Genomic DNA, 25,195 nt, shown 5'->3' with positions numbered 1-25,195 from the left:
CGGGTGACAAGCGGCCGACAGCAAAGTGCCGGTGAAGTTCCTGGTGCCTACTCGCCCGACAGGAGAACGTGTATAGGAGCCGCGCTGAGCCAGAGGGGGAGGCTCAGCGGGGCCTGGTCATCCATGCCGGGGGGATGCCACGATCGTCAAGGGCGGCGATCGTGGCAGGCATGGGTGAGGCGATCGGGCAGAGCCTGCCGACCGCGATCGGTGCGGCGCTCAGCCCCGTTCCGATCATCGCGGTGATCCTGATGCTGACGACGCCCCGGGCGCGGACCAACGGACCGGCGTTCGTGCTCGGCTGGCTGGTCGGGCTGGCCGCAGTCGGCACGGTGGTGCTGCTGCTGGCCGGCCCGGCATCCAGCGGCGACGACGGCGGCAAGCCCGCCTGGGCCGGGTGGGTGGCGCTGATCCTCGGCGTGCTGTTGCTGCTGATCGCGGTCCGGCAGTTCCGCCGCCGCCGACGAGGCCGTGGCGGCGGTTCACTCAGACGGGTGACGGCTCTGCCGATTGCCCTGGCGTGTGGAAAGCCGTCGCCGCGATCCTGCTCCTGTGCGGGGCGCTGATCACCGCGTTGACCCCGGACTCCGTCCTCGGGCAGACGGCCTACCTGACCTGCTTCGTCGGGATGACCGCCGCGGCGTGGGCGGCCGCGCTGAGGCCGGCGGCCGGCGGCCGTACGCCATGGATTCTGATCGCCGCGGCCGTGACCTCGTGGCTCGGCGGCGATGTCACCTGGGGGATTCTGCAGCTGACCCACGCCGAGACCGACGTGGGCGTGCAGGACCTGTTCTGGCTCGCCGGGTATCCGCTGCTGGCCGCGGCGTTGCTCAGCATCGTGCGACGGCGCGGGCCGGGTCGCGGACGCGCCGCGCTGCAGGACGGTCTCACGCTCACCACGGCGGCCACGGTCGCCGCCTGGCAACTGTTCATCGCCCCCAACCTCGACGGCGACGCGCTGGCGGTGTTCGTCGGCGCGCTCTACCCGGTCGGCGACCTGGTGCTGCTCGCGGCGGTGCTCTACCTGGTGCTCTCGCCCGGCCGCACCGGCATGGCCGGCAAGCTGCTGGTCACCGGCATCGGGCTCATGCTGTTCCTGGACACCGGGATCACGCTGGTCGCCGCCGACTGGGCGGCCGAGTCCGTCGACCGGCTCAACGGCGCGCTGCTGCTGGCCAACGGGCTGGTGGTGGCGCCGCTGCTGCTCCGCGACCGCGACCTGCTGGTGCGGCCGGCCCAGGCCGAGGTGGCCGGCCTGCACCCGGCCCGGCTGGTCTTCCTGGGGCTGGCCCTGCTCACCGCGCCGATCATGGCGGTCGTGCAGGGCGCGGCGCCGGCGAGGGAGCGGTTCCTGCTGCTTCTCGCCACGGTGACCACGGTGGCGCTCTGTCTGGCCCGCTTCACCGGCGCCGTGCGCGAGCAGGTCCGGGCCCAGCAGAGCCTGATCCACCTGGCCGGGCACGACAGCCTCACCGGGCTGGCCAACCGGCGCGCGCTCAGCGAGCGGCTGGCCAACCGGCGCGCGCTCAGCGAGCGGCCGGCCAACCGGCGTGGGCTCGGCGAGCGACCGGCCTTCGGCCACGACGGGCTCGTGCTGCTCTACATCGACCTCGACGGGTTCAAGGCAGTCAACGACGAGCACGGGCACGCGGCCGGCGACGCGGTGCTGGTCGAGGTGGCCCGGCGGATCCGCGGCCAGGTGCGTTCGTCCGACCTTTGCGCGCGGCTGGGCGGGGACGAGTTCGCCGTCCTCGGCGAGGGCCTGTCCTCGGTCGAAGCCGAGCGCATCGAGTACGCCCTGCGCGAGCCCATCGTCGTCGACGGCGCGGTGGTGCACGTCGGGGCCAGCGTCGGGATGGCCTCGACTGCAGAATGCATCGACGGGGATGATCTTCTTTCCCGGGCCGACCATGCCATGTTCACGGTCAAGCGTGCCCGCCGATCGACCACTGTGGCTCGCCCCGAAAAGCCGTACTCACTGATCTAGATCTATTGTTACGCTCGGCGGCCATGAGAGCTGACATGAGTAATCTCAGGTCCCGCCTGGTAGCCGCCGGATCGGCAGTGCTGCTCGGGCTGGCGGGCTCCGCCATCGCGGTCGGTCCGGCCTACGCCGGCGGGCATCACCCCACGCCCGGCGCCCCGGGGATCGGCGACCGGCTGTATCCGCTGCTCGGTAACGGCGGGTACGACGTCCTCAACTACGACTTACGCCTCACCTACCCCGCCAAAGACCCGGCGCAGCAAGTCCGGGGCAACGTGACGATCACGGCGGTCGCCACGCAGTCCCTGTCCCGCTTCGACCTCGACTTCGGTGGCGACAGCGTCGGCACGGTCGCGGTGAACGGCCGGACGGCCACGTTCACCCGCGACGGCGACGAGGTGGTCATCACGCCCAAGCACCCGCTCGCCAAGCACAAGCGCTTCACCGTGACGGTCTCCGGCTTCACCGCCACCCCGATCGCGCCCAACGCTTCGTCGCCGGCGGGCTTCGTGGTCACGCCGGACGGCACCATGATGGCCGGGCAGCCCGACCAGTCGCACCAGCTGTTCCCGAGCAACGACCACCCGCGCGACATGGCGACGTACACGATCAGCATGACCGCGCCGGTCGGCTGGAACGGCTTCGCGAACGGCGTGCTGGTGCACAAGTCGCAGCACGGCGGCTACGTCACCTCGACGTACCGCGAGTCGCACCAGATGGCCAGCGAACTCATCCAGGTCGCGGTCGGCGACTACGGCATCTACTGGCGCGAGCCGGTCAACGGGGTGCCGGTGCGCGACGTCGTGCCGCCGCGGCTGGCCGCGGAGCTGCTGCCCAAGGCCGCCGACGAGCGCAACCAGATCAAGTACATGGAGAGCAAGGTCGGCAAGTACCCGTTCGACAAGTACGGCTCGCTCGTCATCGACGGCGACCTGGGCTTCGCCCTCGAGACGCAGGGGCTGTCGCTCTACGACACGTCGTTCTTCAGCCTTCCGCAGTTCATCCTCGACCCGATCCTCAACCACGAGCTCGCCCACCAGTGGTTCGGCGACAGCGTCGCGCCCTGGGAGTGGAGCGATGTCTGGCAGAACGAGGGGCACGCCACCTGGTACGAGGTGACGTACGCGTACGACACCGGCAACCTGCCCGACTACGCCGGCGTCGCCACCCTCGACGAGTACTACAAGCGCGTCTACGCCCGGGGCGACCAGTACCGCGCCCGCTACGGCCCGGTCGCGCACCCGCTCAAGGCCGACGTGATCTGGGACGTCTTCAACCCCAACGTGTACGACGGGGGAGCGCTCGTCCTGTTCGCGTTGCGCCAGCAGATCGGCGTGAAGAAGTTCGAGCAGCTCGAGCGGGCCTGGGTCGCGAAGTACCGCGGCGAGTCCGCCTCGTCGCAGGACTTCATCGACCTCGCCTCGAAGGTCTCGGGTCAGAACCTGCAGGCCTTCATGACCGCCTGGCTCTACGGCGCCAAGACGCCGCCGATGCCCGGCCACCCCGACTGGACCGTGACCCCGGTCACTCCGGCCACCGCATCCGCCACGCCGGCCCCGCTGTCACCTGCGGCACAGCTGCGTTGATCCACACCCGCCGGTGGAGGAAGATCCTCCACCGGCGGGTTCTCCCGAACCGGGAGACCGCCGGGCCGTAGTGTCCCGGGTGTCACCCGGATGAGGGAGGATCGCCGTGCAAACGGGCACCAAGGACACGGTGCGTCTAGCACTGGTGATCGGCGCGCTCGGCGTCGTGTTCGGCGACATCGGCACGAGCCCGATCTACACCCTCCAGACCGTCTTCAACCCGGACGACCCGCACCCGGTGCCGGTCAGCACCGACAACGTCTACGGCGTGGTGTCGCTGATCTTCTGGTCGGTCATGATCGTCGTGACCATCACCTACATCTTCCTGGCCCTCCACGCCGACAACGATGGCGAGGGTGGCGTGATGGCCCTGATCACGCTGCTGCGGCGCTCCGCGGCCAAGCGCGGCCGGCGGGCGACGCTGTGGCTCGCGGGCCTCGGCATCTTCGGGGCGGCGCTGTTCTTCGGCGACAGCATGATCACGCCGGCCATCTCGGTGCTCTCCGCGGTCGAGGGCCTCAAGCTCGTGGAGCCGTCGTTCGACAAGGCCGTCGTGCCGATCACCGCGGTGATCATCGTCGTGCTCTTCATGGTGCAGCGGCGCGGCACCTCGGCGGTCGGCCGCGTCTTCGGGCCCGTCATGATCGCCTGGTTCGTGGTCATCGGCTCGCTGGGCATCACCGGAATCGCCAAGCACCCGGCAATCCTGGAGGCGCTCTCCCCGACGTACGCCTTGGGCTTTCTCTTCGGTCATTTCCACATCGCCTTCTTCGCGCTCGCCGCCGTCGTGCTCTCGGTGACCGGCGCCGAGGCCCTCTACGCCGACATGGGCCACTTCGGCCGCCGGGCGATCTCCCGCGGCTGGCTGTTCCTGGTCCTGCCCGCCCTGATCCTGAGCTACTTCGGCCAGGGCGCCCTGATCATCGACAACCCCGCGAACATCAGTGGCCCGTTCTTCCTGCTCGCCCCGGAATCGCTGCGCCTGCCGCTGGTCCTGCTCGCCACCGCCGCCACGATCATCGCCGCCCAGGCCGTGATCACCGGCGCGTTCTCGGTCACCTCGCAGGCCGCTCAGCTCGGCTACCTGCCGCGGCTGCGCGTCGTCTACACCAGCGAGCAGGAGGTCGGCCAGATCTACGTGCCGTGGATCAACTGGCTGCTGCTGGTCTCGGTGCTGACCCTGGTCTTCGCGTTCCGCAGCTCGGCCGCGCTCGCGTACGCGTACGGCATGACCGTGACCGGCACGATCACCATCACCACCCTGCTGTTCTTCTACATCGCCCACCAGCGGTGGAAGACGCCGCTGTGGCTGCTGATCGCCGGCGCCGTGGTGCTGCTCTCGATCGACCTGCTGTTCGTGGCGGCCAACCTCACCAAGCTGCTGCACGGCGCCTGGCTGCCGCTGCTGATCGCGCTGATCGCGTTCACCGTCATGACCACCTGGCAGAAGGGCCGCGAGGTCGTCACCGAGCAGCGCCTCAAGGCCGAGGGCTCGCTCAGCGAGTTCATCGCCCAGCTGCGCGAGAAGGCGGCCACGATCGCCAAGGTGTCCGGCACCGCCGTCTTCCTCAACCGGGGCAACCAGAGCGCGCCGCTGGCGATGCGGGCCAATGTCGAGCACAACCACGTGCGGCACGAGCACGTCCTGATTATCTCGATCGACACGCTGCCCGTGCCGCGCCTGCGCGACGAGGACCGGATCGAGGTCGACCCGCTCGGCTACGAGGACGACGGCATCTTCTTCGTGAGCATGCGTTTCGGGTACGCCGAGACCCAGGACCTCCAGGCCGCGCTGAAGTTGCTCGACCCCGCCACCACCGAGGGCCGGCTCGACCTCGAGAACGCCTCGTACTTCCTCTCGAAGATCGAGCTGCGCCGGGGCGACACCCACACCATGGCCGCCTGGCGCAAGCGGCTGTTCATCGCCACCTCGTACATCACCGCCGACGCCGCCGAGCACTTCGGCCTGCCCCGCGACCGCACGGTCATCATGGGCTCGCACATCGAGGTCTAGGCGCTAGGTCAATCCCCTGATCAGAACACCCACCATCCGGCGTACGTCGTAGCGCTCGTCCTTGTCGGCTCCGATGCAGAGGTTGCCGACGGCGTACATGAGCTCGAAGGCCCCGACGTCGGCCCGGACGCCGGCCGCCTCCAGAAGTTGCGCGCACACCGGGACGAGGCGGTCGAGGAACCAGGCGTGCAGGCTCTGGAAGGCCGCGTCGTCGGATTGCAGCGCCTCGGCGAGCCCGTGCTTGGTGACCAGGAAGTCGACGAAGAGGTCGATCCAGGCGGCCAGCGCCGCGTGCGGGCTCGCGCTCTGCTTCAGCAGAGCGGGCCCGGCGTCGGCGCAGGCCTCGACCTGGTGCCGGTAGACGGCGACGATGAGGTCGGCCCGGGTGGGGAAGTGGCGGTAGATCGTCCCGACGCCGACCCCGGCCTTCGCGGCGATGTCCCGCACCGGCACGTGGACGCCGTCCTCGACGAACGCCGCGGCCGCGGCGGCGAGCAGCGACTGCTCATTGCGCTGGGCATCGGCCCGCTTCGTGGATTCGGCCACCTGTCCCCCTTGCTCGCGGAACTCGATTCCGCTTACAGCATGCCAGAAGGGCCGCTCAGGGCTCGGATCGTCAGCTCGGCGAAGCGGCGTGACGCGGCTACCCGGGCCTCGGGCGAGGTGGCGCGCAGCCCGGTGTTGGCGGCCAGCATGAGGATCAGGTCGTCCACGGTCACGTCCGCACGCATCCGGCCGCTCCGGCGGGCCCGAAGCGCCAGGCCGGCCAGGGCCGCGACGGACCGTGAGCGGGCCGCCGCCAGCTCGGCGGCGTGCGGAAAGGCCGAGGCGAACGCCATCGCGAAACCCCAGTCGCGGGCGTGCAGCTCGCACAGGCTCGTGATGGCGGCGCACAGGCCCTGCCACGGGTCGGGTGCGGCCAGGCCCTCCTCGATGACGGCGTGGCAGGCGTGCATCTGCTCGGCGAATGCCTCGGTGACCAGCGCCTGCTTGGTGGGGAAGTGGCGATAGAGCGTCGCCGGGCCGACGCCGGCGCGGCGGGCTATCTCGCGCAGGGGGACGTCCAGGCCCGCGGCGGCGAAGATCGCGCGGGCCGCCGTGAGGATGCGGTCGCGGTTGTCGCGGGCGTCCGAGCGCAGCGACTGAGGCAAAGGGGCGGGCACGCTCTCACTTTAGCTAAACGGACGCCCCCGTCCGTTAGGGTCGATCACCATGAAGGCAGTCGCGATCACCAGGTTCGGGGGTCCCGAGGGGATCGCGGTCATCGACATCCCCACCCCGGCGCCGGGACCGGACGAGGTGCTGATCGCCACCGAGGCGATCGGGGTGGGCGGCGTCGACGTCGTGATCCGGCGCGGTGATCTCGCCGCCTACGGCTTCCAGGAGGGGCACATCCTGGGCGGCGAGGTCGCGGGAACGGTGGCCGCGGTCGGCGAGGGCGTCGACCCCGCCTGGCTCGGGCAGCGGGTCTGGGCGTTCACCGGGACCGGCGGCGGCTACGTCGAGCAGGCGATCGCGCCCGTCGGCGAGCTCGTGCCGCTTCCCGGCCGCCTGGACGCCGTGGACGCCGTGACGCTCGGCAGCGCCGGTGTGGTGGCGCATTTCGGCCTCGCCCACGCGAGATTCGAGCCCGGCGAGGCGGTTCTGGTCCGCGGCGCCGCCGGCAGCATCGGGATCATGACGGTCCAGCTGGCGGTGAAGGGCAAGGCGGGCGTCGTAGCCGTCACCGCGTCCTCCCCGGAGCGCGGCCGCCGGCTGCGTGAACTGGGCGCGACCCACGTCCTGGACAGGGCCGGGGGAGAGGGGCACTACGACGTCATCATCGACATCGTCGCGGGCCCGGCCATGCCGTCGTTCTTCGACCGGCTCAACCCCAACGGCCGCCTCGTCGCGGTGGGCGCGGTCGGCGGCCCGCCCCCGGCCGACTTCGGCGCGAGGCTGATGGCCGCGTTCCAGAAGTCGATGTCGTTCGCCACCTTCAGCGCCGCCACGGTGCCCGAGGCCGCCCGCCGCGCCGTCCGGACGGAGCAGTTCGCCGACGAGGGTCTGAAAGCCGTCGTGCACGAGGTGCTGCCGCTGGATCGGGCCGCGCTGGCGCACCGGAAGATGGATGCGGGCGAGGTCTTCGGCCGGATCGTGCTGACTCCGTAGGCGGGGGCCGGGCTAGGCCGGGCCCAGGTGCGTGCGCTCGCCCTCGTGGTCGAGGATGCAGAGGATCTCGGCCGCCCCGCCCGTGACCCCGAAAGCGTGCGGCACCATGGTCGAGAACTCCGCGGCCTCGCCCTCCCGGACCAGGATCGTGCGCTCGGCCAGCCGCAGCACGACCGTCCCGGACAGGACGGTGAACCAGTCGCGGCCGGGATGCACGCGCAGGTCGGCCGGCACCGGGCGGGCCACCCGCATCTTCGCGACCGTCGCCGGCGCGCCCTCCCGCGACAGCAGCCACGTCGTGATGCCGCGGGCGTCGTCGCAGTGGGGCCGGATCACCACGTCCTCGTCGCGGCCCGATTCGACCAGCTGGTCGAGCGTCGTGCCCAGCGCCCGGGCGATCGGCGCCAGCTGGTCGAGGGCGATCCGCCGGTGGCCGGTCTCGATGCGGCTCAGGGTCGAGGGGCTCAGATAGCTGCGGGCCGCCAGCTCGTCCAGCGACCAGCCGCGCGCGACCCGCAGACCCCGGATGCGCTGCCGGACCACCGCGTCCAGCTCACCGTCTTGCGTCATACGCAAGATTGTATGCCTCAGGCGCAAGCAAACGGTAGCGTCGAAGGCATGGCACATCAGCACATGACCGAGATGCTCGACCTCGACGCCGAAGTCCTGCACGAGTTCCACCGCGAAGTGATCTCCTGGGCCGGAGCCCTGGTGCCGGCAAAGGCCCGCATCGTCGACCTCGGCGCGGGGACCGGCACCGGCACGCTCGCCCTGGCCCGGCACCTGCCCGAGGCCGAGATCATCGCGGTCGACGTGGACGACGAGATGCTCGCGCACCTGCGCCACCGCGCCGGCGGCAACGACCGCATCCGCACGGTCCAGGCCGACCTCGACGGCGACTGGCCCGAGCTGGGCCCGGCCGATCTCGTGTGGGCGTCCGCCTCGATGCACCACCTCAAGGATCCTGACCGAACGCTCGGTCAGATTCACGACCTGCTGCGACCGGGCGGGGCCATCCTGATCACCGAGCTCGACGCGTTCCCGCGCTTCCTGCACAACGAGGCCGAGGAGCGCGGCCATGCCGAGATCGACCGCATGCGCCACGAGGCCGGCCTGCACATGCACGAGGACTGGGGCGCGCGCCTGCGCAAGGCCGGCTTCGAGCTGCGGGGCGAGCGCCGCTTCGACATCGAGCTCCGGCCGCCGCTGCCCGCGAACGCCGTCCGCTACGCCGAGGTCACCCTGCATCGCATGCGCGACCGGCTCGCCGACCGCCTCAGTCCGGATGAGCTGGCCGCGTTGACGGCGCCGGCGCCCGGCGAGCTGACGATCCGCGCCACCCGCACGGTGTGGTCCGGCGTCAAAACCTCGTGAACAACGCCGCGGCGGGTCGTGAAGAGGTGACGGGCGGCCTGCCGAGGTGACCGCCCGTCACCGGCATCATCGGCGCAACGCGTACGCCCGGATGACCGTTTCGGTCACCGTGTTGCCCTTCGTGTCGGTCGACGCGGCCCGCAGGGACGCGAACGCCGCGCCCCGCGGATGCTGCACGGCCGCCACCCGGTGATCGCCGGAGCCGCGCAGCGACGCCGGCCTCCAGGTCTTGCCGTCGTCGAAGGAGACCTCGACGCGCAGTGACCTGACCGGCCCGGCCGACGAGCCCGGCTGGCGCTCGACCGTCACCGGGATCTCGAACCGGCACCCGCCCGGCGCCGTGTTCCGGGCGTCCAGCCGTGGGCTGAACCGCACGGTCGAGACCGGCAGCCGCCGGAACGCCGCACCGTCGACGTGCCCCGACCGGAACGTCCACACGCCAGTCACCGAGGTGCTCAGCGTGTGCGGAGCGCTACGGGTCGAGGCGGCCTCGAGCCGGTAGGTGGCCGTTCCCGGTGGCACGTCGTAGTCGGTGCCCTCGCCGAGCTTCGTGTTCCCGCGGTAGAGGGCGATCGACTCCTCGTCCGCCGACGACCCTCCGGGATGCCCCGCACCGTCGCCGAACATCGGCACGTACGCGATGATGTGATCTTGTTGACGGGTGACCCAGAAGCCCTCCCACGGCGGCTGGGTGACGTTGGGCCCGAAGACGGCGCCGTTCCAGGCCTGCGGGTAGGTGCGGCCGGCGCGCAACGCCGTGCGGCCGCTGGTCTGCTCGCTGAGCCACTCCGGGAACTCGTCGCCGACGGCCGGCAACTGCTGCATGAAGTCGCCCATCCACGGCGCCTCCGTGTTGACGTATTCGGTGCGCCGGAACGGCAGGTCGAACGGGACGAAGGTCATCCAGCCGCCGCTGTTCTCGGTGTACTGCGCCATGTTGGCCTTCGCGCCCTCGGCGCCGGTGGCCTCCGCGGCGAACGTCGTCCTCAGGATCGCCAGGTCCTTGAGCCTCGGCGCCCTGACCAGGCCCGCGAACATGCGGCCGGGACTGAAGTAGGCGAGATCCACCGTGTAGGGACTGTTCCGATAGGTCTCGTCCGCTCCCGGGTCGGCGAAGGAGCCGTTCACGCTGCCCACGAAGAGCGGGCTGGACACCTCGTTGATCCGGCCCGCGTAGACCGAGTCGAACGTCAAGCTGACCAGGCTGGCCGAGACGCCGAAGTCGTCGCCCGACCAGTCGCCGTTGACCGCGGCCAGCAGCGTGCCCGCCCCGGACTGCGGCGGCGTGACCCGCACCGGCTTGGCCTTGCGGGCGTCCGCGGCGATCGTCATGGCCTTGTCGACGACCAGCTCGCTCGCGACGACCATGCTGGTGTCGGTCTCGCCGTTGTTGATCCAGGCGAAGGCGCCGTAGCGGCCCTTCGGCAGGCGCAGCTTGGCGACCGGCTCGGCGCCGAAGACGTCGAAGGCCTCGAACGCGTCGAGGTTGAACAGGGCCATGTAGTGGTCGGAGTTCGGGGTGCCGTCGCGGTTGGTGAACGCGATGCTGACGTCGTAGCTCTCCACCTCCTTGTCGACGCCGAGCGGGGTCTGCACCTGGATGCCGCCGCTGCCGGTGGCGGTGAGGTAGCCGCCGATGGCGCCGTCCGGGATGGCCGCGTTGTTGGTGTTCGCGGTGACCGTGGTGGACGCGGTGCCCCCGGCCGGCACGGTCAGGTGGGTGTCGGCGACGGCGAAGGGAGCGGCTGGCGGTGGTAGAGAAATCTCGGCAGCTTTATCGCCTGAATTCCGATATGTCACTGTTCTGGTGACGGGCAAGTCGTCGCCGTGCGGCCACTGCTGGAGGCCGAAGCTGAGGCTGCCCTCATCCACGGTCACCGTCTGGGTGATCTCCCGGGCCACGTCGACCCGCCCCGCGCCCTGGTCGAACGCGTTCACGCCCTCGGTCGGCTTCGCCGAGCCCATCAGCGTGTTCTTGCGCAGCTTCGACGACCACGCCGGGTGCTCCTGCGTGAGAATCGCCGCCGCGCCGGCCACGTGCGGGGTCGCCATCGAGGTGCCCGACAGCGACACGTACCCGTCCACCGGCGCCGGGTCCCCGATGAACCCGTTCGCCGCCTTCGCCGCCACGATGTCCACGCCCGGCGCGGTGATGTCCGGCTTGAGGGCGTGATCCCCGGCGCGCGGCCCACGGCTCGAGAACCCGGCCAGCTGGTCCTCGTCGTCGACGGCCCCGACCGAGAGCGCGTCGTCGGCGGTGGACGGCGAGCCCACCGTGCCCTTGCCGCCGTCGTTGCCGGCCGCGATCACGAACAGCGTGTCGTACTGCGCGGTCAGGTCCTGCACCGCCTGCTCGAGCGGGTCGATCTCCGGCGTGTCGAAGCCGCCGAGGCTCATGTTGATCACGGGCGCGTTCGCGGCGGCCCAGGCCATGCCGGCCAGGATCGCGGAGTCGTCGCAGAACTCGGTCTCGCACACCTTGCCGATCAGCAGCTTGGCGCCCGGCGCGACGCCCTTGTAGCGCCCGCCCGACGCGGCTCCCGTCCCCGCGATGATCGAGGCGACGTGCGTGCCGTGCCCGACCTCGTCGTCGACGGTCGCCGTGGTCGTGAAGTTCTGGGTGGCCGCGATCTGCCCCGCGACGTCCGGGTGCGTCTGATCGATGCCGGTGTCCAGAATGGCGACCTTCACGCCGGCGCCGTCGTACCCGGCCTGCCATGCTGTCGGCGCGCCGATCTGCGGCACGCTGACATCCAGGCTGACCTTGCGCTTGCCGTCCAGCCACACCTTGCGGATGCCCGGGCGCAGCGTCTCGCCCTTGGTGAGCGACGACCAGAGCGAGATACGCTCGGTGAGGTTCGCGCGGGCCGCGAGGGTGGTGACGGCCGGAAGGTCGCGCGTCACCCGCGCTCCACCCGCCGTGGCCGCGCTGCGTGCGACGCTTGCGCTGTTTTTACCGTACGAGATCAGCAGGCGCAGATCCCCGTTCGGCTCCAGCAGGCCGATATCGAAAAGCCTCTTGTCGATCTGCCCGGCCCGCAGCAGTCCGAGCGCGTCGGACGGGATGACGTACCGATGGCCGTCGATCATCTGGCTCATGAAGCGGATCTTGCCGCGGCCCGGCCCCGGCGTGATCGAGGCGTTCTTCCCGCGGATCGTGACCCGGTCCCCGGTGATCAGCGTGACCGTGGCCGGCTTGACGGACGTTGCTTGACTGGCAGTTGTTCCCGTCGCTGCTCCGGCGGTGGACGGCGCCGCTGCCGCGGGCGCTTGTACTGCGGTGACGGTGAGTGTCGCAACAAGCAGTGCTGCATGCAGTCTTCGTCGACGCATCAGGTGCCTCCCGTGCCGGGCCCCTCCCGGCCTGGCATAGACACTTGCAAATGCGTGCAACTCGCTGCCCGTTAGTCTTCGCGCCATGGCATTGGCACCCGACGAGTTCTACGACCGCGCGCTCGCCGCCGCGGACGGCGAGCGCCGGCTACCGCTGGCGCGCATGACGGGCTGGGACATCAGCCCGTTCGAGGCGGAGGGCCTGCGGGCCTCGCCGTTGCGTCCCCCGGTGCTGCCGGAGCCCGCGCGGCACGGCGAGGATCCGGCGGACTGCAAGATCTGCCGGGAGCGGGACGAGGGGATCTGGTTCGACGAGAACTGGCGCCTGGCCCGGATTCCCGGCGTGGGCGTGCCGCTCGTGCTGATGCTCTACCCGCGCGACCACCACGACATGGCGGACCTGCCCGACGAGCTCGCCGCCGAGCTGGGCCTGCTGACCACGCGCGTCGTCCGGCACATGCAGGCCCTGCCGCACATCACCCGGGCCCACGTCTACCGCATCGGCGACGGCGCCGCGCACTTGCATTTGTGGTTCTTCGCCCGCCCGGAGGGTCAATCTCAGCTGTACGGCTCGTGGCTGGTCGTCTGGGACGACCTCCTGCCGGAGTACCCGCCGGATGTGGCCGACGCGGACGCCGCGGCCGTGGCGGACGCCCTGATCGCCTCCCACGGCGGCAGCCGATCACCCGTCACCGCGCCATAGGGCAGAGCCGGGATCGACCGCGGCGCGCGATCGCGGGCGGGCGCCGGCCGCCGCAAGAGTTGCCCTGATGGGCTTAACCGTCGTTCAATTCCGGGGTGGGAGACATGCTGGGACGCATCCGGGACGGGCTGATCGGGGCCGGGCAGGTGCTGGACGGGCCGTTCGGGCCGCGGCGCATCACGTACGCGGACTACACCGCGTCCGGGCAGGCGCTCGATTTCATCGAGGACTTCATCCGCGATCAGGTGCTCGCGCGGTATGCGAACACGCATACCGAGGCGTCCGCGACCGGCGCGCAGACGATGGCGCTGCGCGAGGAGGCCCGGTCGATCATTCACCGCAGCGTGGGCGCGGGGCCGGAGCACGTGGTCGTCTTCTGCGGGTCGGGGGCGACGTCCGCGGTGGCCAAGCTGGTCGGCATTCTCGGCCTCCGCGTTCCGGAGGCCCTTGATGACGCGTACGACCTGAGCGCGCGTATCCCGGCTGCGGAGCGCCCGGTGATCTTCGTGGGGCCCTACGAGCACCACTCCAACGAGTTGCCGTGGCGCGAGTCGATCGCGGACGTGGTGGAGATCGAATCCGACCACACGGGGCATGTCGACATCGATGCCCTGGGGCGCGCGCTCACGGCGTACGCGAATCGGCCTTTGCGAATCGGCAGTTTTTCGGCGGCCTCGAATGTGACCGGGATTCTGACCGACACGGCGGCCGTTTCCCGCGTGCTGCGGGAGCACGGCGCGCTGTCGGTCTGGGACTATGCGGCCGCCGGGCCGTACGTGCCGATCTCGATGGCGGACAAGGACGCGATTTTCGTGTCGCCGCACAAATTCGCGGGTGGGCCGCAGACGCCCGGCGTTCTGGTGGTCGATCGGCGGCTGCTGACGAATCGGGTGCCGGTGGTTCCCGGTGGCGGCACGGTGGCGTACGTCGATCCGACCGGGCACCGCTATCTCACCGATCCGGTGGCGCGCGAGGAGGGCGGGACGCCGGCGATCGTCGAATCCATCCGGGCCGGGCTGGCGTTCTCGGTCAAGGACGCCGTCGGGACCACCCTGATCGTGGCCCGCGAGAAAGAGCTCTGGGAAAGGGCGCGGGCGCGGTGGGGTGCGGTGCCGGAGATCGAGATTCTCGGAGACCTCGACGCGGAACGGCTGTCGATCGTGTCGTTCCAGGTGCGGGCCGGGGAGAAACATCTGCACCACAATTTCGTGGCGGCTCTGCTCAACGACGTGTTCGGCATTCAGGCCCGCAGCGGGTGCTCTTGTGCCGGGCCTTATGGGCATCGGCTGCTGGGAATCGACGAGGCGCACTCGCGGGAGTTCCGCGGGGAGATCATCGACGGGTGGGAAGGCATCAAGCCGGGGTGGTCGCGGCTCAACTTCAACTACTTCATCTCCGACACCGTCGCCGACTACGTGATGTCCGCGGTTTCGCTGATCGCCCGGCACGGCGCCCGTCTGGTGCCGGAATACCGGTTCAACCCCCGGACCGGCATCTGGGCCCATGTCCGGCATGTCGCCCCGGCCGTCCATCTCGCCGATCTGCGGCTCGGCGCCGATGGCTCGGTGTCCTCGCCTCCCGTGCCGTCGGTGTTCGCCGGGGAGGACGCCCTGGCCGGCTACCTGCTCGAGGCGGAAGAGATCATGAGCTCGCGGCCGGCGCCGGTCGACGGGGTGCGCCTCGACCTGCCGCCGGCCTTCGAGAAGCTGCGCTGGTTCCTGCTGCCCGACGCCTGCCTGGCCGGCGGCCTTTGAACCCAGTGCGCCGGTCGCTCACGGCACCGTGACGACGACCTTGCCGAGCGCGTGGCCCTCGCCGACGTGGGCCAGGGCCGCGGGCGTCTCGTCCAGGGTGAACGTGCGGTCGATGTGGATGTCGAGGTCGCCGTTCACGCACAGGGCGGCGACCGGCTCGAAGTGCTTCGGCCCTTCCTTCACCGCCAGTACGCCGATGCGCCGGCCGGTGACCAGGCCGGCCAGCCCGCCGATCGTCAGCACGCGCAGCAGCGCCGAGACGTCGCCGCCGACGCAGCGATAGCGGCCGCCCGGCGCGAGCGCCCGCCGGTAGGCGAAGACCGATCGGTGGGCGACGAGGTCGAGGATGAGATCGTACGGGCCGGAGCGCGTGAAATCGCCGACCCGGTAGTCGATCACCTCGTCGGCGCCGAGCGTGCGCATGAAGTCGAGCTTGTGCTCGTTGTCCACGCCGGTCACGTGGGCGCCGGCGCGCTTGGCGAGCTGGATCGCGAACGCGCCCGACCCTCCGCCGGCGCCGTTGATCAGCACGCGCTTGCCCTCGGCGGCGCCGGCCGTTCCCTGCAGCGCGATCACCCCGGCCTGCGGGATCGTGGACGCCTCGGCGAAGGAGAGCTCCGGCGGCTTGACCGCCAGCGCCGACGCGGGCGCGACCGCGAACTCGGCGAAGCCGCCCTTGAGCGCGAGGTTGTCGCCGTACACGTCGTCGCCCGGACGAAACCGGGTGACGCCCGCGCCGACCGCCTCGACCACGCCGGCGATGTCGGAGCCGAGCGTCGGCCGCGCGGGCGTGCGCAACCCGCCGATCCGCGAGTACAGCGGGGTTCCGCGCAGCGTCTCCCAGTCGCTCAGGTTGAGCGAGGTGGCCGCGACAGCGATCAGTACCTGTCCCTGCTGGGGCGCCGGTTTCGCCACATCCTCGATCCGTAGGACGTCCGGTGGCCCGTACCGGTTGTGGACGACCGCTCTCATGCCGACAGAATGTCGAGGGTGACGGTACAGATCAAGGCCCTGGTCGATCCCTCCGACAGTTCCTCGTCGCGGAGCCTCACCTGGCTCGCCACCGGCGACGACGGCCGGCCGCTCGCCGCCGCGTCCTTGCGGATCCCGGCGGACGGCGGGGCGGCCGATCTGCAGATCCACGTGCACCCGGCGGAGCGGCGGGCCGGCGTCGGCACCCGGCTGCTCGACGCCGCCATCGCGGCCGCGCCCGGCACCGTGCTCACCGAGGCGGTCGAGGAGGGCTCGCCCGGCGACCACTTCTGCGCCGCGCGCGGCCTGCGGGCGGTGCTTCGGCTCACCTACACGCGCCTGGAGCTGGGCGGACCCGTTGTTTCCGACCCGGTGCCCGGCTACCGATTGATCCACTGGGTGGGTTCGACCCCGCCGGAGCTGGTGGACACTTTCGTACGGGCCCGGCACGCCATGGACGACATGCCGATGGACGACGCCGACTACGTCCCGGACACGTGGGACGCGTCGCGCCTGGACGCCGTCACGAAGGCCGTCGCCGACCGGGGCGAGTTCCTGTGCGTCACGGCCGCGCTGACCACCGAGGGCGAGATGGCCGCCTTCACCGAGCTGGTCGTGCCCGCCGACGGCGCCGGCGACGCTCAGCACTACGGGACCGGCGTGCTGCCCGAGCATCGGGGGCGAGGGCTGTCCCGCTGGATGAAGGCCGAGCAGATCGGCCAGGTGCGTGACCGCTTCCCGTCGGTGGCCGGTCTGCTGGCCGACACGGCCGACAGCAATGCCGCCATGCGTCGCGTCAACGAGTCGCTCGGCTACCGCCCGACCCACCGCAGCCTGCTCTACCAGTACAACGCCGCCGGCTGAGCCTCGCCCCGCGAGCCCGCCCCGCGAGCCCGCCCCGCGAGCCCGCCCCGCGAGCCCGCCCCGCGAGCCCGCCCCGCGAGCCCGCCCCGCGAGCCCGCCCGCCCGCGCCGCCCTGCTCGCCCGCTTTGGGATCTTGATGATTGGCGGTTCGAGGCGAACGGCAGATCATCAGGGCTGCGGCACCGCGCCTGGTGCCCCTTCTGCCGCCGGGCGGTGGCTGGTGATCCTCTACCTTCGCCGATGGATGGTCAGCCGGGCGTTGTCGATGTCACCGTGCGGTCCAGATCGGCCGATTCCTCGACGGCCAGCGCGATCAGGTGGTCCCGGGCGCCCTCGGCCAGCGGATACGGCTCCGGGCCGTCGCCGCGCACCCAGGTGGCCATCGCCGTCAGCAGCGACGCCGTGGCGATCTCGTCGTCGTTCCAGCGGCGGCCCGGGAACGGGTTTTGATACAGGATCCGGTCGCCGAGCGTGATGGTCTGCGTGTCGAACCCGTCGAGGTCGAGGTCGTGGCCGGTCTGGCGGCGGACCAGCGCCGTACGCGTGATGGCTCGTGGCCCCGCGAGGTGCACGATCTCGTCGTCGCGGAGTTCGCCGTGCGTGCCGCGTACCAGAATGCGCCGGAATCTCAGCAGGTTGCGTGACTGGTTGGTGGTGAAGTCGTAGACGCCGCTGCGCCCGTCGCCGAAGTCGAGCGTGGCGATCGTGGTGGTGGCCGGCTTGGGGCCGGGCTCGTCGGTCCAGCCCTGCCGGTTCTGCGGGTCGGCGAGCGGCGCGACGGTCCGGCTCGCGCGCACGGTGGCCGTCGCGTCGCCGGCGCCGAGGAAGCCCCGGATGATCGAGACGGCGTGGTACTGGTGCGTCGAGGAGACCTGCACCTGGGTGGGCGTGCCGATGATGCCGGTGTGCACGGCGGCGAGGCGGGCGGCGTGCGAGGGCATCAGCAGGTATTGCTCCGCGACCTGCACCAGCCCCTCGGCGCCGGCGTCGCGCCAGAGCGCGTGGAGACCTTCGAGGTCCGGCGCCGGCGGGGTTTCCGCCATGACGGGTACGCCGTGAGCGACCGCCGCCCTGATCACATCGGGGTTGGCGGCTCTCGGCACGGCCGTCACCAGGAAGTCGGGCCGGGCCTCGCGGAGGCACTCGTCGAGCGATGTGAAGGCCGGGACCGGTAGCGCCCGCGCCGACCGGACCACCGCGCCCACACACGTCACTTCGGACAGTCCTTGCGCGACGCGCCAGAACGTGGCGGCCCGCCACCCGAACCCGACCAGAGCGAACGACGTCATGGCCTCCAACCTACGTCGCCCGGCGAATAGTTCGGAAAACCTTTTCCTTCGTCGATGTTGACGGCCACCGCCGCCAGGCGTTTAGGCTATGTTCCGCCGCCGGCCGTCTTTCGTGCCGTGACGCCGAGGAGACGGGAACCATGCAGGACGAGCTGTTCAGCCCGACGATCCGCGAGCGGGACAACTCCGCCCGGCCCCCGTGGCGCCCCGATTCGATCTTCTATCCCGCGTTCTTCGGCGGCCCGATCGCAGCCGCCGTACTCGGCCTGCTCAATGCCCGCCGCCTGGGCCTCACCCGCGGCACGCTGCTCGCCATCGCCGCCGCCGGCGCGATCGGCTTCGCCACCCGCGTCGTCCTGAGCGCCACGATCGACGGCAACTCCGCCCTCCGCCTGCTCGGCTCGGTCACCGGTGTGCTGGTCGCGCTGGTGGTGGCGGCCGTCGAGCGCCGGCCCTTCCGCGCCTACGTCTTCCGCGGCGGCGACCCCGCGAGCCTGGTGGGCCCAGGCCTGCTGGCCGCCATCGGCTGCGGCCTCCTCGAGGCCGTCCTCATCATCGGTCTGGTCCGATGACCGCCACAGCTCCCCGCTCCGGCGTCCGGTCTGGTCCGATGACTGTGCAGTTGGCCGCCGTGACCTTCGGCCCGAACCGATGACGGCCCCGGCGCCGGTTTTGGCCCGCGCCCAGGCGATGCTCGAGGTCGGCCGTCCCCAGGAGGCCTTGTCCGCGCTCGCCACCCTGCCCGCGTCCGACGTGATGGGCCCGATTGCCGCCCGCCTGCGCTGCGCCGCCCTGGCTCAGCTGGGCCGCTGGCCCGAGGCCGGCGAGGCCGCCCGGGCCGCCCTGGCCACCAACGGCCCCGACCCCGACCTGCTGTACTGGCTGGCCCGCGCCGAACAGGACGCCGGCCACGCTTCCCGGGCCGAGCAGATCCTCCTCGACGGCCTGGCCGTTTCCCCGCACGACGTGGACCTGCTCTGCGCCTACGCCGACCTCTGCGCCGGCGAGGGCCAGCTCGACAAGGCGGCCAAGCTGGTCGCCCTGGCCGCCGCCCAGGACCCCCAGGCCGCCATCGTCTACGCGACCAGGGTCAAGGTGGCCTACGCCGGCGGCCACGACCGGGAGGCCCAGCGCATCAGCCAGGAGTTCGTGGCCAACCACCCCGCGAACCCGGTGGCGAACGCCCTGCTCGGCGGCGTGAGCGCCGTCCGCGGCCAGATACGGCCCGCCTACGACGGTTTCCGCCGCGCGGTGGCCGAGGACCCCACGGACCGCGCCTACGCCGAGTCGGCCCTGGAGATGCGGATGGCGGCACACCCGCTGATGCTTCCGCTACGCCCGATCCTCCGCTTCGGCGCCCTCAAGGTCTGGCTGACCGCGGTCGCCCTGATCTTCGGCCTCCGCCTGATCGGCCTGCCCCAGCTGGCCTTCCCCGTCGGGCTGGCGTGGCTCGCGTTCTGCGTCTATTCCTGGGTGGTGCCCCCACTGGTTCGCCGCTGGGTCCGCCGCCGCTGGTAGCTGGCAGGCCCGGACGCTATGCCGGCGGGTTCGTCGGTCCCGAGGGCTGGCCTGGGGCGGACGGCTGCCCCGGAACCCACGGCTGGCCCGGCGCGGGTGGTTGGCCCGGCATCCATGGCTGGCCCGGCGCGGGTGGTTGGCCCGGCATCCACGGCTGACCCGGAACGCCCGCCCAGGCCGGCGGCCTCGCCTGTCCCATCTTGCGGGTGAAGTAGTCACGGGCCGTGCGCGGCGCCGTCAGGATCAGCATCGCCGCCGCGGCAGCCAGCACGATGCCCGTGCCGGCCCAGGGGACGCTCTTGCCCGCCACGGTGATGAGCAGCATCAACCCGCCGAACAGGATCGAGAGCGGCATCATCACCAAGCTCACGATCCAGGCCCACATCCGCCCCTGCCGCACCTGGTAGCCGAGCGCCAGGATGAACGCCGAGAAGAGCAGCACGATCGAGTTGAGCACCAGGAACACTGCCCGGGCTCCACCGCTCCAGTCGTCCTGCGCCAGGTTCATCACCACGCCGTAGGCAACCCGCCCGACGCCGAACACTCCCACGATCGCGACCAGACTGGCCCCGATCTCCACCACCTGCGGCCGTTCCATCTCCTGGCCGGCAGGCGTACCCCCGTACGACATCCCGTTCTCCCCGCATCGAACATGATCGCTACGGGTCATCGTAGATCAACCAGTTCGCCCCCATCGCCCCTGCGACCGCGCCCGCGGCACCGGAGATATCAGGTGCCGCGAGCGCAGGTGTCCGTCAAGCGAGGCCGGCGCCCTCGGGCCGGCCGCGCGACATGCTCGGCGAGGCCCGGGCCGCGCGCTCCGACTCGCGGTGGTCAGCCGTTCGGCCGGGACTCCAGGGCCTGCAGCGACCACTTGTTGCCGTCCGGATCCTGGAAGTGGACGAAGTTCCCCCACGGTTGCGCGTCGACATCGCTGGCCTCGACGCCGACATCGGCCAGCTGCTTGCGGGCGGCGTGCGCGTCGGCCACCACTATCTGGATCTCCTGAGTGCCCGGCGTCTTCTCGGTGATGCCCTCGCCGAGCACGATCGAGCAGGCCGACCCGGGCGGCGTCAGCTGCACGAACCGCAGCCCGTCATGCACCTTGTAGTCATGGTCGGCGTTGAACCCGATCTGCTCGTAGAACGCCTTGGCCCGGTCCACGTCGGTGACCGGCACGGGAATGAGCTCGATCTTCCACGTTGCTGTCATGCCACTCATCGTGCCAACCATTGCGGTCACTATCTGACCGCTGTCGCAAATCGGGCCACTCTTTCGGCGGGCAGCGGCTGTCGGCAAGCGTGGGCCTGACCGGCCGGCGGCACGAAAGGCCGCCGGCCGCCCCAGGGAATCCTCAGACGGGAGGCGGCTCGGCGATCCTGGCCATCTCCCGGATGGCGAGCGCCGCCCGCACGAGCGGATTGTCGGCGAGATCCCCGATGGTTTCGATGCCGAACGCCTGCTGCAACCCCGCGGCTTCCTCCTCCGACACGCCGGCGAACGCCGACACCGGCGCGCCGACGAGGTCCCCGATTTGACTGTTCTGGAATTCCGGGTCGAGAACCGCGTCAAGGTTCACGGAAACGGCCACTGCACTGTCCTCCCTCGTTAGCCGGGCAGGGCCGATGCTGTCACAGTCCGCGACCGTCTGACTACTGTAGATAGACGACTCAGCAGCCGCCGCCGGTCAGGCTTCCCTTCACCAGCGTCACGTCCTTGCCGGTCAGGTGGATCCGCAGCGCGTCCGGGAGCACCTCGACCCGGTCATAGGCCAGGTTCGCCGGCAGCGCCTGCAGCGGGAACGTCGTCTGCTGTGGCGCGACCTCGGCCAGCACGTTCGCGGCCGGGAAGCGCACCCCGAACATCTCGATCTCCTTCGGGGAGATGTCCAGCGTGGCGCCGCGGATCTGCGGGCGGCCGTGCAGCGAGATCGGGGTCGCGTCGCCCGAGCCGCCCTTCTGCGTCGCCGTCAGGAGACCGTCCTCCGCGCCGAAAACGGTCGGGTGGTCGCCCGGCGGCTGGGCGAGCGCCGAGAACGGCTTGACCGTCGCCCCGCCGATCGTCAGACGGATACCGCCGGAATCCACCACAACGGAGCGATAGGTGACTCCGGCGGGTAGTGCGGGCAGCGTACGCGAAAGATCTTTTGCATCGATCTGCGACAGCACGAGCTTGGCGATCGGGTCGTTGGTGGCGTGGTCGCCGCCGAGAATGTGGACTTTGCTGGGTGTCAGGGTGAGCGTCGCGCCGGAAAGGACGGGCTTGGTGAAGATCGTGAGCGGCACGCCGATCGCGGAGGTGTTGATGCCGAGCAGGCCGCCCGACGCCGCGTAGGTCACGTCCCGGCCGCCGACCTGCGTCGGCAAGGACGAAAGTGGCGTGGTGGAAACGCCGGCAAGAGCGACGTGCAGGCCGTCCCGGCGAGGGCTTATCGATGTGTACGCCACGCCGTCCGGTAGATGCGGCAGGCGTTCGGTGCGCACCCCACCGGCCAGGTCGCTCACCTTCGCGGCGGGAATGGTCTGGCCGAAAATGCGCAGGCTCTGCGGTGTGGATCGGACCGTCTCGCCTTGCAGGCTCATCTTCAGGAAAAGTTTCGCCCGGACGTTCTCGGCGGCCTCGGGCGGCATGACCACATCGACGGTGAGTCCGCCGTCGGCCGCGCGGCGAAATTGCGGCATGGTGGCGCCGGGCGCGGCCGGAAGGTTCTGGAAAGCGGCCGTGATGGAGGCTTCCATGCTTTCCACATGGGTGCTGTTCGCGGCGGGCTGGCTCACTTTTCGCATGGTGGCCGTGAAACTTGCGTGCGAAACGCCGCTGAGGGTGGCGTCGGGCACGGAGATGCGCAGCTCGTCGAGGGTCCCGTGGAGCACCTGGGGCACGAGCGGCCCGCCGGCGACGGTGACCCGGGGTTGTTGCGCAAGCGCGCCGGGGCAGGCGACCTGGCTGCTCACCCGATCGACGACCTTGTTGCTGAGGTAGCCCTCGACCAGCGGGAGCGGCACGGCCAGCGAGAGCATGCCGGCGGCGAGCACCAGCACGACGGCGCTGACGGCCACGGCGATCCATTTCTTCCGGAACCGGCGGGCGAGGTGCACCGCGCGGTAAGCCTCGGTCATGTCGTTGTTTACGGAGAAGTAACCTCCCGGGGTTCAGCCGTCGTGCGAACCTGGCAGCCCGCCGCCGCGCGGATCTGCTGCGGCGGCGGGCGGCGATCAGCCGTTGACCAGGTTGATGATCTCGGTGGCGTTCTCGAAGTCCATGGTCTGCAGGTTCTTGCAGTACGCGAACGCGATCCCGGTCGACGGGTCGGCGTAGCCGAAGGTGCCGCCCATGCCGCCCCAGGCCAACGCGTCGCTGTTCTCGTCGCCGAGGCGGCTCAGCGCGAAACCGAGGCCGAAGCGGGCCGGGTTGCCGAAGACCTGATCGGTGCCGGCGAAGGTGTCGGCCTGGATGGCCTCGATCGTGCCGGGGCTCAGCAGCCGTACGCCGTCGACCTCGCCGATCAGCGACGCGTACAGCCGCGCGATGGCCCGCGCGTTCATCTTGCCGCCGGCCGGGATGTCGGCGGCAAGCACGTCGGGGCGGTTGCCCAGGGCGGCGGTGGGCCACAGCTCGAGCGAGGAGGCGCGGGCCATCGGCGAGTCCGGGGGCAGCTCGAAGGACATGCCGGGCGGCGGTGGCGGGTCGACCAGCGGCGCGAGGCGGTGCTGCTCGGAGGCGGGCATGCCGAACCACAGGTCGTCGGCGACGCCGAGCGGGTCGCCGATCTCCTCGCGCAGGAGCGTGCCGAGGGGCTTGCCGGAGGCGCGGCGGCAGACCTCGCCGAGGATGTAGCCGAAGGTGTACGCGTGGTACCCGACCTGCGTGCCCGGCTCCCACCAGAGCTCACTGTCGGCGATGCGCCGGCAGATCAGGTCCCAGTCGCAGACGTCGGCAACGGTGGTCGTGGCGCCGATGCCCGGAACGCCGGCGGTGTGCTGAAGAACGTGCCGCAACGTGACGCCGGATTTGTCCCGAGCGCCGAACTCCGGCCACACCTCGGCGATCGGGGTGGAGTAACCGAGGGCGCCCCGCGAAACCAGGCGGTGCACGAGGGTGGCCGTCATGGCCTTCCCCATCGACCACGTGTAGAACAGCGTCGACGACGTGGCCGGCCCGGCCACCGCGTCCACGATCAGCTCGCCGTCGCGGTAGACGGCCACCTGCACCGCCACCTCCCGCCCCGACGACACCTGCTCGTCGATAGCGTCCTGAACAACTTTCTGCAGCATCAAGAAACTCCTTCTAGGCAGCGATCAATTTCCGGGGAGACGGAAGGCGCAGGCGCGGGGCGGCGGAGGAAGACCGCGAGCGCAGCCGCCACCATGACCGCGGCGACGACGAACGGAAGCCGATACCCGCCCGACGAAAGCGTGGCGAGGACCGCGAGTCCCAGCGCCGACCCGACCTCGGCCGTGGTGCTGAACACCCCCGACGCCAGCCCCGCGTCCTCCGGCGTGGCCGACGACATGGCCAGCGCCGCGAGCGACGGGAACGCCAGCCCGGCCCCGATCCCGAGCAGCAACATCGAGGGCAGAACATCCATCACGTACGACCCGCCGGCCGGCACCCGGGCGAAGTACGCCAGCCCCGCCACCACGAGCGCCAGCCCCGTGATCACCAGGCGCCGCGCCCCGAACCGTACGATCAGCCGGTCGGTGTACCACAGCGACAGCCCGCCCATCACGACCGTGACCGGCAGGAACGCGAGCCCGATCGCCATCGCGTCGTACCCGAGGACGTGCTGGCAGTACAGGACGCCCACGAAGAACATCCCGAACATTCCGGCCGCGCTCAGCAGCTGCGCCAGGTTGGCCTGCGCGAGCGTGGCCGACTTGAAGATCCGCAGCGGCACGAGCGGCTGCTTGGCCGTGGCCTCCCGCACCACGAACCCCACGCCCAGCCCGAGCGCCAGCAGCGCGAGCCGGAGCGACCCGCCGGGCGAGACGACGGTGTAGACGGTCACCATCAGCGCCCCGGTGATCAGCATGGCGCCCAGAACGTCCGCACCTCGCCGCAGCCCCGGCCCCCGATCGGCCGTGATCAACCTCCGGGCTGCGGCGATGGTGCCGACCCCTACCGGCACGTTCACGAAGAAGATCCAGTGCCAGTTCACGGCCGACGTCAGCACGCCGCCGAGCAGCAGGCCCACCGCGCCGCCGGCCGATGCCACGAAGCTGTAGACCCCGATCGCTTTCGCCTGCTCGCGGGCGCCGGGGAACATCGTCACGATCATCCCGAGGATGACGGCCGAGGTCGCCGCCCCGCCGACGCCCTGCAGAAAGCGCGCCGCGATCAGCATTTCCTGGCTTTCCGCCAGCCCGCAGAGCGCCGACGCCACGGTGAACAAGACCAGGCCGCCGGTGAACACGCCCCTCCGCGACACCAGGTCGCCGATCCGGCCGAAGAGCAGCAGCAGGCTCCCGAACGGGATCAGATAGGCGTTGACCACCCAGGCGAGCCCCGACTGCGAGAACCCGAGGTCACCCTGGATGGCGGGCAGGGCAACGTTCACGATCGTGACGTCCAGGATGATCATCAACATCCCGGCGCACAGCACCATCAGCGCGATCCACCTGTTGTCCGTCGTCTTCGGCACGGCCGCCGACCT

The 25,195-nt window shown here is 70.9% G+C and carries 23 protein-coding genes; 11 read left to right on the top strand and 12 right to left on the bottom strand.

Annotated elements, in window-relative coordinates; all coding sequences use genetic code 11:
- The first annotated feature begins 170 nt into the window (after positions 1 to 170).
- The 4 genes from ACIA5D_RS39960 (at position 171) to ACIA5D_RS39945 (ending at position 5,584) form a co-directional block, all read left to right on the top strand.
- Complete coding sequence (locus ACIA5D_RS39960; protein WP_396035725.1) at positions 171 to 566, top strand: GAP family protein; 396 nt, start codon at positions 171 to 173, stop codon at positions 564 to 566.
- Positions 521 to 1,987: a diguanylate cyclase gene (locus ACIA5D_RS39955; protein WP_396035723.1), complete on the top strand. Its 1,467-nt coding sequence runs from the start codon at positions 521 to 523 to the stop codon at positions 1,985 to 1,987. Before ACIA5D_RS39960 ends, ACIA5D_RS39955 begins: the two co-directional genes overlap by 46 nt.
- Positions 1,988 to 2,022: 35 nt before the next feature.
- Positions 2,023 to 3,570 carry a M1 family metallopeptidase gene (locus ACIA5D_RS39950; protein WP_396035721.1) on the top strand — a complete coding sequence of 516 codons (1,548 nt, stop codon included), beginning with the start codon at positions 2,023 to 2,025 and terminating at the stop codon, positions 3,568 to 3,570.
- Between the two features lie 106 nt (positions 3,571 to 3,676).
- Positions 3,677 to 5,584, top strand: coding sequence for a potassium transporter Kup (locus ACIA5D_RS39945; RefSeq protein WP_396035720.1), 1,908 nt, complete (start codon positions 3,677 to 3,679; stop codon positions 5,582 to 5,584).
- A 3-nt stretch (positions 5,585 to 5,587) separates the two neighbouring features.
- Here ACIA5D_RS39945 and ACIA5D_RS39940 read toward each other — a convergent pair whose 3' ends face one another.
- Positions 5,588 to 6,130, bottom strand: coding sequence for a TetR/AcrR family transcriptional regulator (locus ACIA5D_RS39940; protein WP_396035719.1), 543 nt, complete (start codon positions 6,128 to 6,130; stop codon positions 5,588 to 5,590).
- Positions 6,131 to 6,162: 32 nt separating this feature from the next.
- Positions 6,163 to 6,747: a TetR/AcrR family transcriptional regulator gene (locus tag ACIA5D_RS39935; RefSeq protein ID WP_396035718.1), complete on the bottom strand. Its 585-nt coding sequence runs from the start codon at positions 6,745 to 6,747 to the stop codon at positions 6,163 to 6,165.
- Positions 6,748 to 6,796: 49 nt separating this feature from the next.
- Between ACIA5D_RS39935 and ACIA5D_RS39930 the strand changes: the two genes are divergently transcribed.
- The gene (locus tag ACIA5D_RS39930) at positions 6,797 to 7,735 is read left to right on the top strand and encodes a zinc-dependent alcohol dehydrogenase family protein (RefSeq protein WP_396035716.1); all 939 of its coding nucleotides are present in this window, start codon (positions 6,797 to 6,799) and stop codon (positions 7,733 to 7,735) included.
- A gap of 12 nt (positions 7,736 to 7,747) precedes the next feature.
- Here the strand turns inward: ACIA5D_RS39930 and ACIA5D_RS39925 are convergent, their stop codons facing one another.
- Entirely contained in the window at positions 7,748 to 8,305 is a 558-nt protein-coding gene (locus tag ACIA5D_RS39925; RefSeq protein ID WP_396035715.1) for a helix-turn-helix domain-containing protein, read from the bottom strand.
- 48 nt (positions 8,306 to 8,353) lie between these two features.
- Between ACIA5D_RS39925 and ACIA5D_RS39920 the strand changes: the two genes are divergently transcribed.
- Positions 8,354 to 9,109 (top strand): class I SAM-dependent methyltransferase, encoded by a 756-nt coding sequence (locus ACIA5D_RS39920; RefSeq protein ID WP_396035714.1) that lies wholly within the window; start codon positions 8,354 to 8,356, stop codon positions 9,107 to 9,109.
- Positions 9,110 to 9,175: 66 nt separating this feature from the next.
- On the opposite strand, the gene ACIA5D_RS39915 is transcribed toward ACIA5D_RS39920, so the two are convergent.
- Entirely contained in the window at positions 9,176 to 12,208 is a 3,033-nt protein-coding gene (locus tag ACIA5D_RS39915) for a S8 family serine peptidase (protein ID WP_396035713.1), read from the bottom strand.
- Positions 12,209 to 12,527: 319 nt separating this feature from the next.
- Between ACIA5D_RS39915 and ACIA5D_RS39910 the strand changes: the two genes are divergently transcribed.
- On the top strand, positions 12,528 to 13,145 hold the full coding sequence (locus ACIA5D_RS39910) for a hypothetical protein (protein WP_396035712.1): 618 nt from the start codon (positions 12,528 to 12,530) through the stop codon (positions 13,143 to 13,145).
- Positions 13,146 to 13,249: 104 nt separating this feature from the next.
- Entirely contained in the window at positions 13,250 to 14,899 is a 1,650-nt protein-coding gene (locus tag ACIA5D_RS39905; protein ID WP_396035711.1) for an aminotransferase class V-fold PLP-dependent enzyme, read from the top strand.
- Between the two features lie 18 nt (positions 14,900 to 14,917).
- Here ACIA5D_RS39905 and ACIA5D_RS39900 read toward each other — a convergent pair whose 3' ends face one another.
- Positions 14,918 to 15,871 (bottom strand): NAD(P)-dependent alcohol dehydrogenase, encoded by a 954-nt coding sequence (locus ACIA5D_RS39900; protein ID WP_396035710.1) that lies wholly within the window; start codon positions 15,869 to 15,871, stop codon positions 14,918 to 14,920.
- A gap of 18 nt (positions 15,872 to 15,889) precedes the next feature.
- Between ACIA5D_RS39900 and ACIA5D_RS39895 the strand changes: the two genes are divergently transcribed.
- Positions 15,890 to 16,735 (top strand): GNAT family N-acetyltransferase, encoded by an 846-nt coding sequence (locus ACIA5D_RS39895; protein WP_396035709.1) that lies wholly within the window; start codon positions 15,890 to 15,892, stop codon positions 16,733 to 16,735.
- Between the two features lie 248 nt (positions 16,736 to 16,983).
- Here the strand turns inward: ACIA5D_RS39895 and ACIA5D_RS39890 are convergent, their stop codons facing one another.
- Positions 16,984 to 18,024: a Gfo/Idh/MocA family protein gene (locus ACIA5D_RS39890; RefSeq protein WP_396035708.1), complete on the bottom strand. Its 1,041-nt coding sequence runs from the start codon at positions 18,022 to 18,024 to the stop codon at positions 16,984 to 16,986.
- Positions 18,025 to 18,164: 140 nt separating this feature from the next.
- Between ACIA5D_RS39890 and ACIA5D_RS39885 the strand changes: the two genes are divergently transcribed.
- Complete coding sequence (locus tag ACIA5D_RS39885; RefSeq protein ID WP_396035706.1) at positions 18,165 to 18,596, top strand: hypothetical protein; 432 nt, start codon at positions 18,165 to 18,167, stop codon at positions 18,594 to 18,596.
- 79 nt (positions 18,597 to 18,675) lie between these two features.
- Positions 18,676 to 19,542, top strand: coding sequence for a tetratricopeptide repeat protein (locus tag ACIA5D_RS39880; protein WP_396035705.1), 867 nt, complete (start codon positions 18,676 to 18,678; stop codon positions 19,540 to 19,542).
- A gap of 16 nt (positions 19,543 to 19,558) precedes the next feature.
- Here ACIA5D_RS39880 and ACIA5D_RS39875 read toward each other — a convergent pair whose 3' ends face one another.
- The 6 genes from ACIA5D_RS39875 to ACIA5D_RS39850 all read right to left on the bottom strand — a co-directional run bounded on the left by ACIA5D_RS39875 (position 19,559) and on the right by ACIA5D_RS39850 (position 25,183).
- The gene (locus ACIA5D_RS39875) at positions 19,559 to 20,173 is read right to left on the bottom strand and encodes a hypothetical protein (RefSeq protein WP_396035704.1); all 615 of its coding nucleotides are present in this window, start codon (positions 20,171 to 20,173) and stop codon (positions 19,559 to 19,561) included.
- A gap of 203 nt (positions 20,174 to 20,376) precedes the next feature.
- Entirely contained in the window at positions 20,377 to 20,754 is a 378-nt protein-coding gene (locus ACIA5D_RS39870; protein ID WP_396035703.1) for a VOC family protein, read from the bottom strand.
- Positions 20,755 to 20,896: 142 nt separating this feature from the next.
- Positions 20,897 to 21,133: a hypothetical protein gene (locus tag ACIA5D_RS39865; RefSeq protein ID WP_396035702.1), complete on the bottom strand. Its 237-nt coding sequence runs from the start codon at positions 21,131 to 21,133 to the stop codon at positions 20,897 to 20,899.
- Between the two features lie 79 nt (positions 21,134 to 21,212).
- Positions 21,213 to 22,661, bottom strand: coding sequence for a DUF2993 domain-containing protein (locus tag ACIA5D_RS39860; protein ID WP_396035701.1), 1,449 nt, complete (start codon positions 22,659 to 22,661; stop codon positions 21,213 to 21,215).
- A gap of 96 nt (positions 22,662 to 22,757) precedes the next feature.
- Entirely contained in the window at positions 22,758 to 23,816 is a 1,059-nt protein-coding gene (locus ACIA5D_RS39855; RefSeq protein WP_396035700.1) for a serine hydrolase domain-containing protein, read from the bottom strand.
- Positions 23,816 to 25,183 carry an MFS transporter gene (locus ACIA5D_RS39850; protein WP_396035699.1) on the bottom strand — a complete coding sequence of 456 codons (1,368 nt, stop codon included), beginning with the start codon at positions 25,181 to 25,183 and terminating at the stop codon, positions 23,816 to 23,818. The genes ACIA5D_RS39855 and ACIA5D_RS39850 overlap by 1 nt, the downstream gene beginning before the upstream one ends.
- Positions 25,184 to 25,195 lie beyond the last annotated feature (12 nt).

Origin of the sequence: Actinoplanes sp. NPDC051513 (assembly GCF_044454685.1) — a bacterium.
Classification (GTDB): domain Bacteria; phylum Actinomycetota; class Actinomycetes; order Mycobacteriales; family Micromonosporaceae; genus Actinoplanes.
The sequence above is the reverse complement of the archived record's forward strand: the minus strand, read 5'-3'. Positions and strand labels throughout refer to the sequence as shown.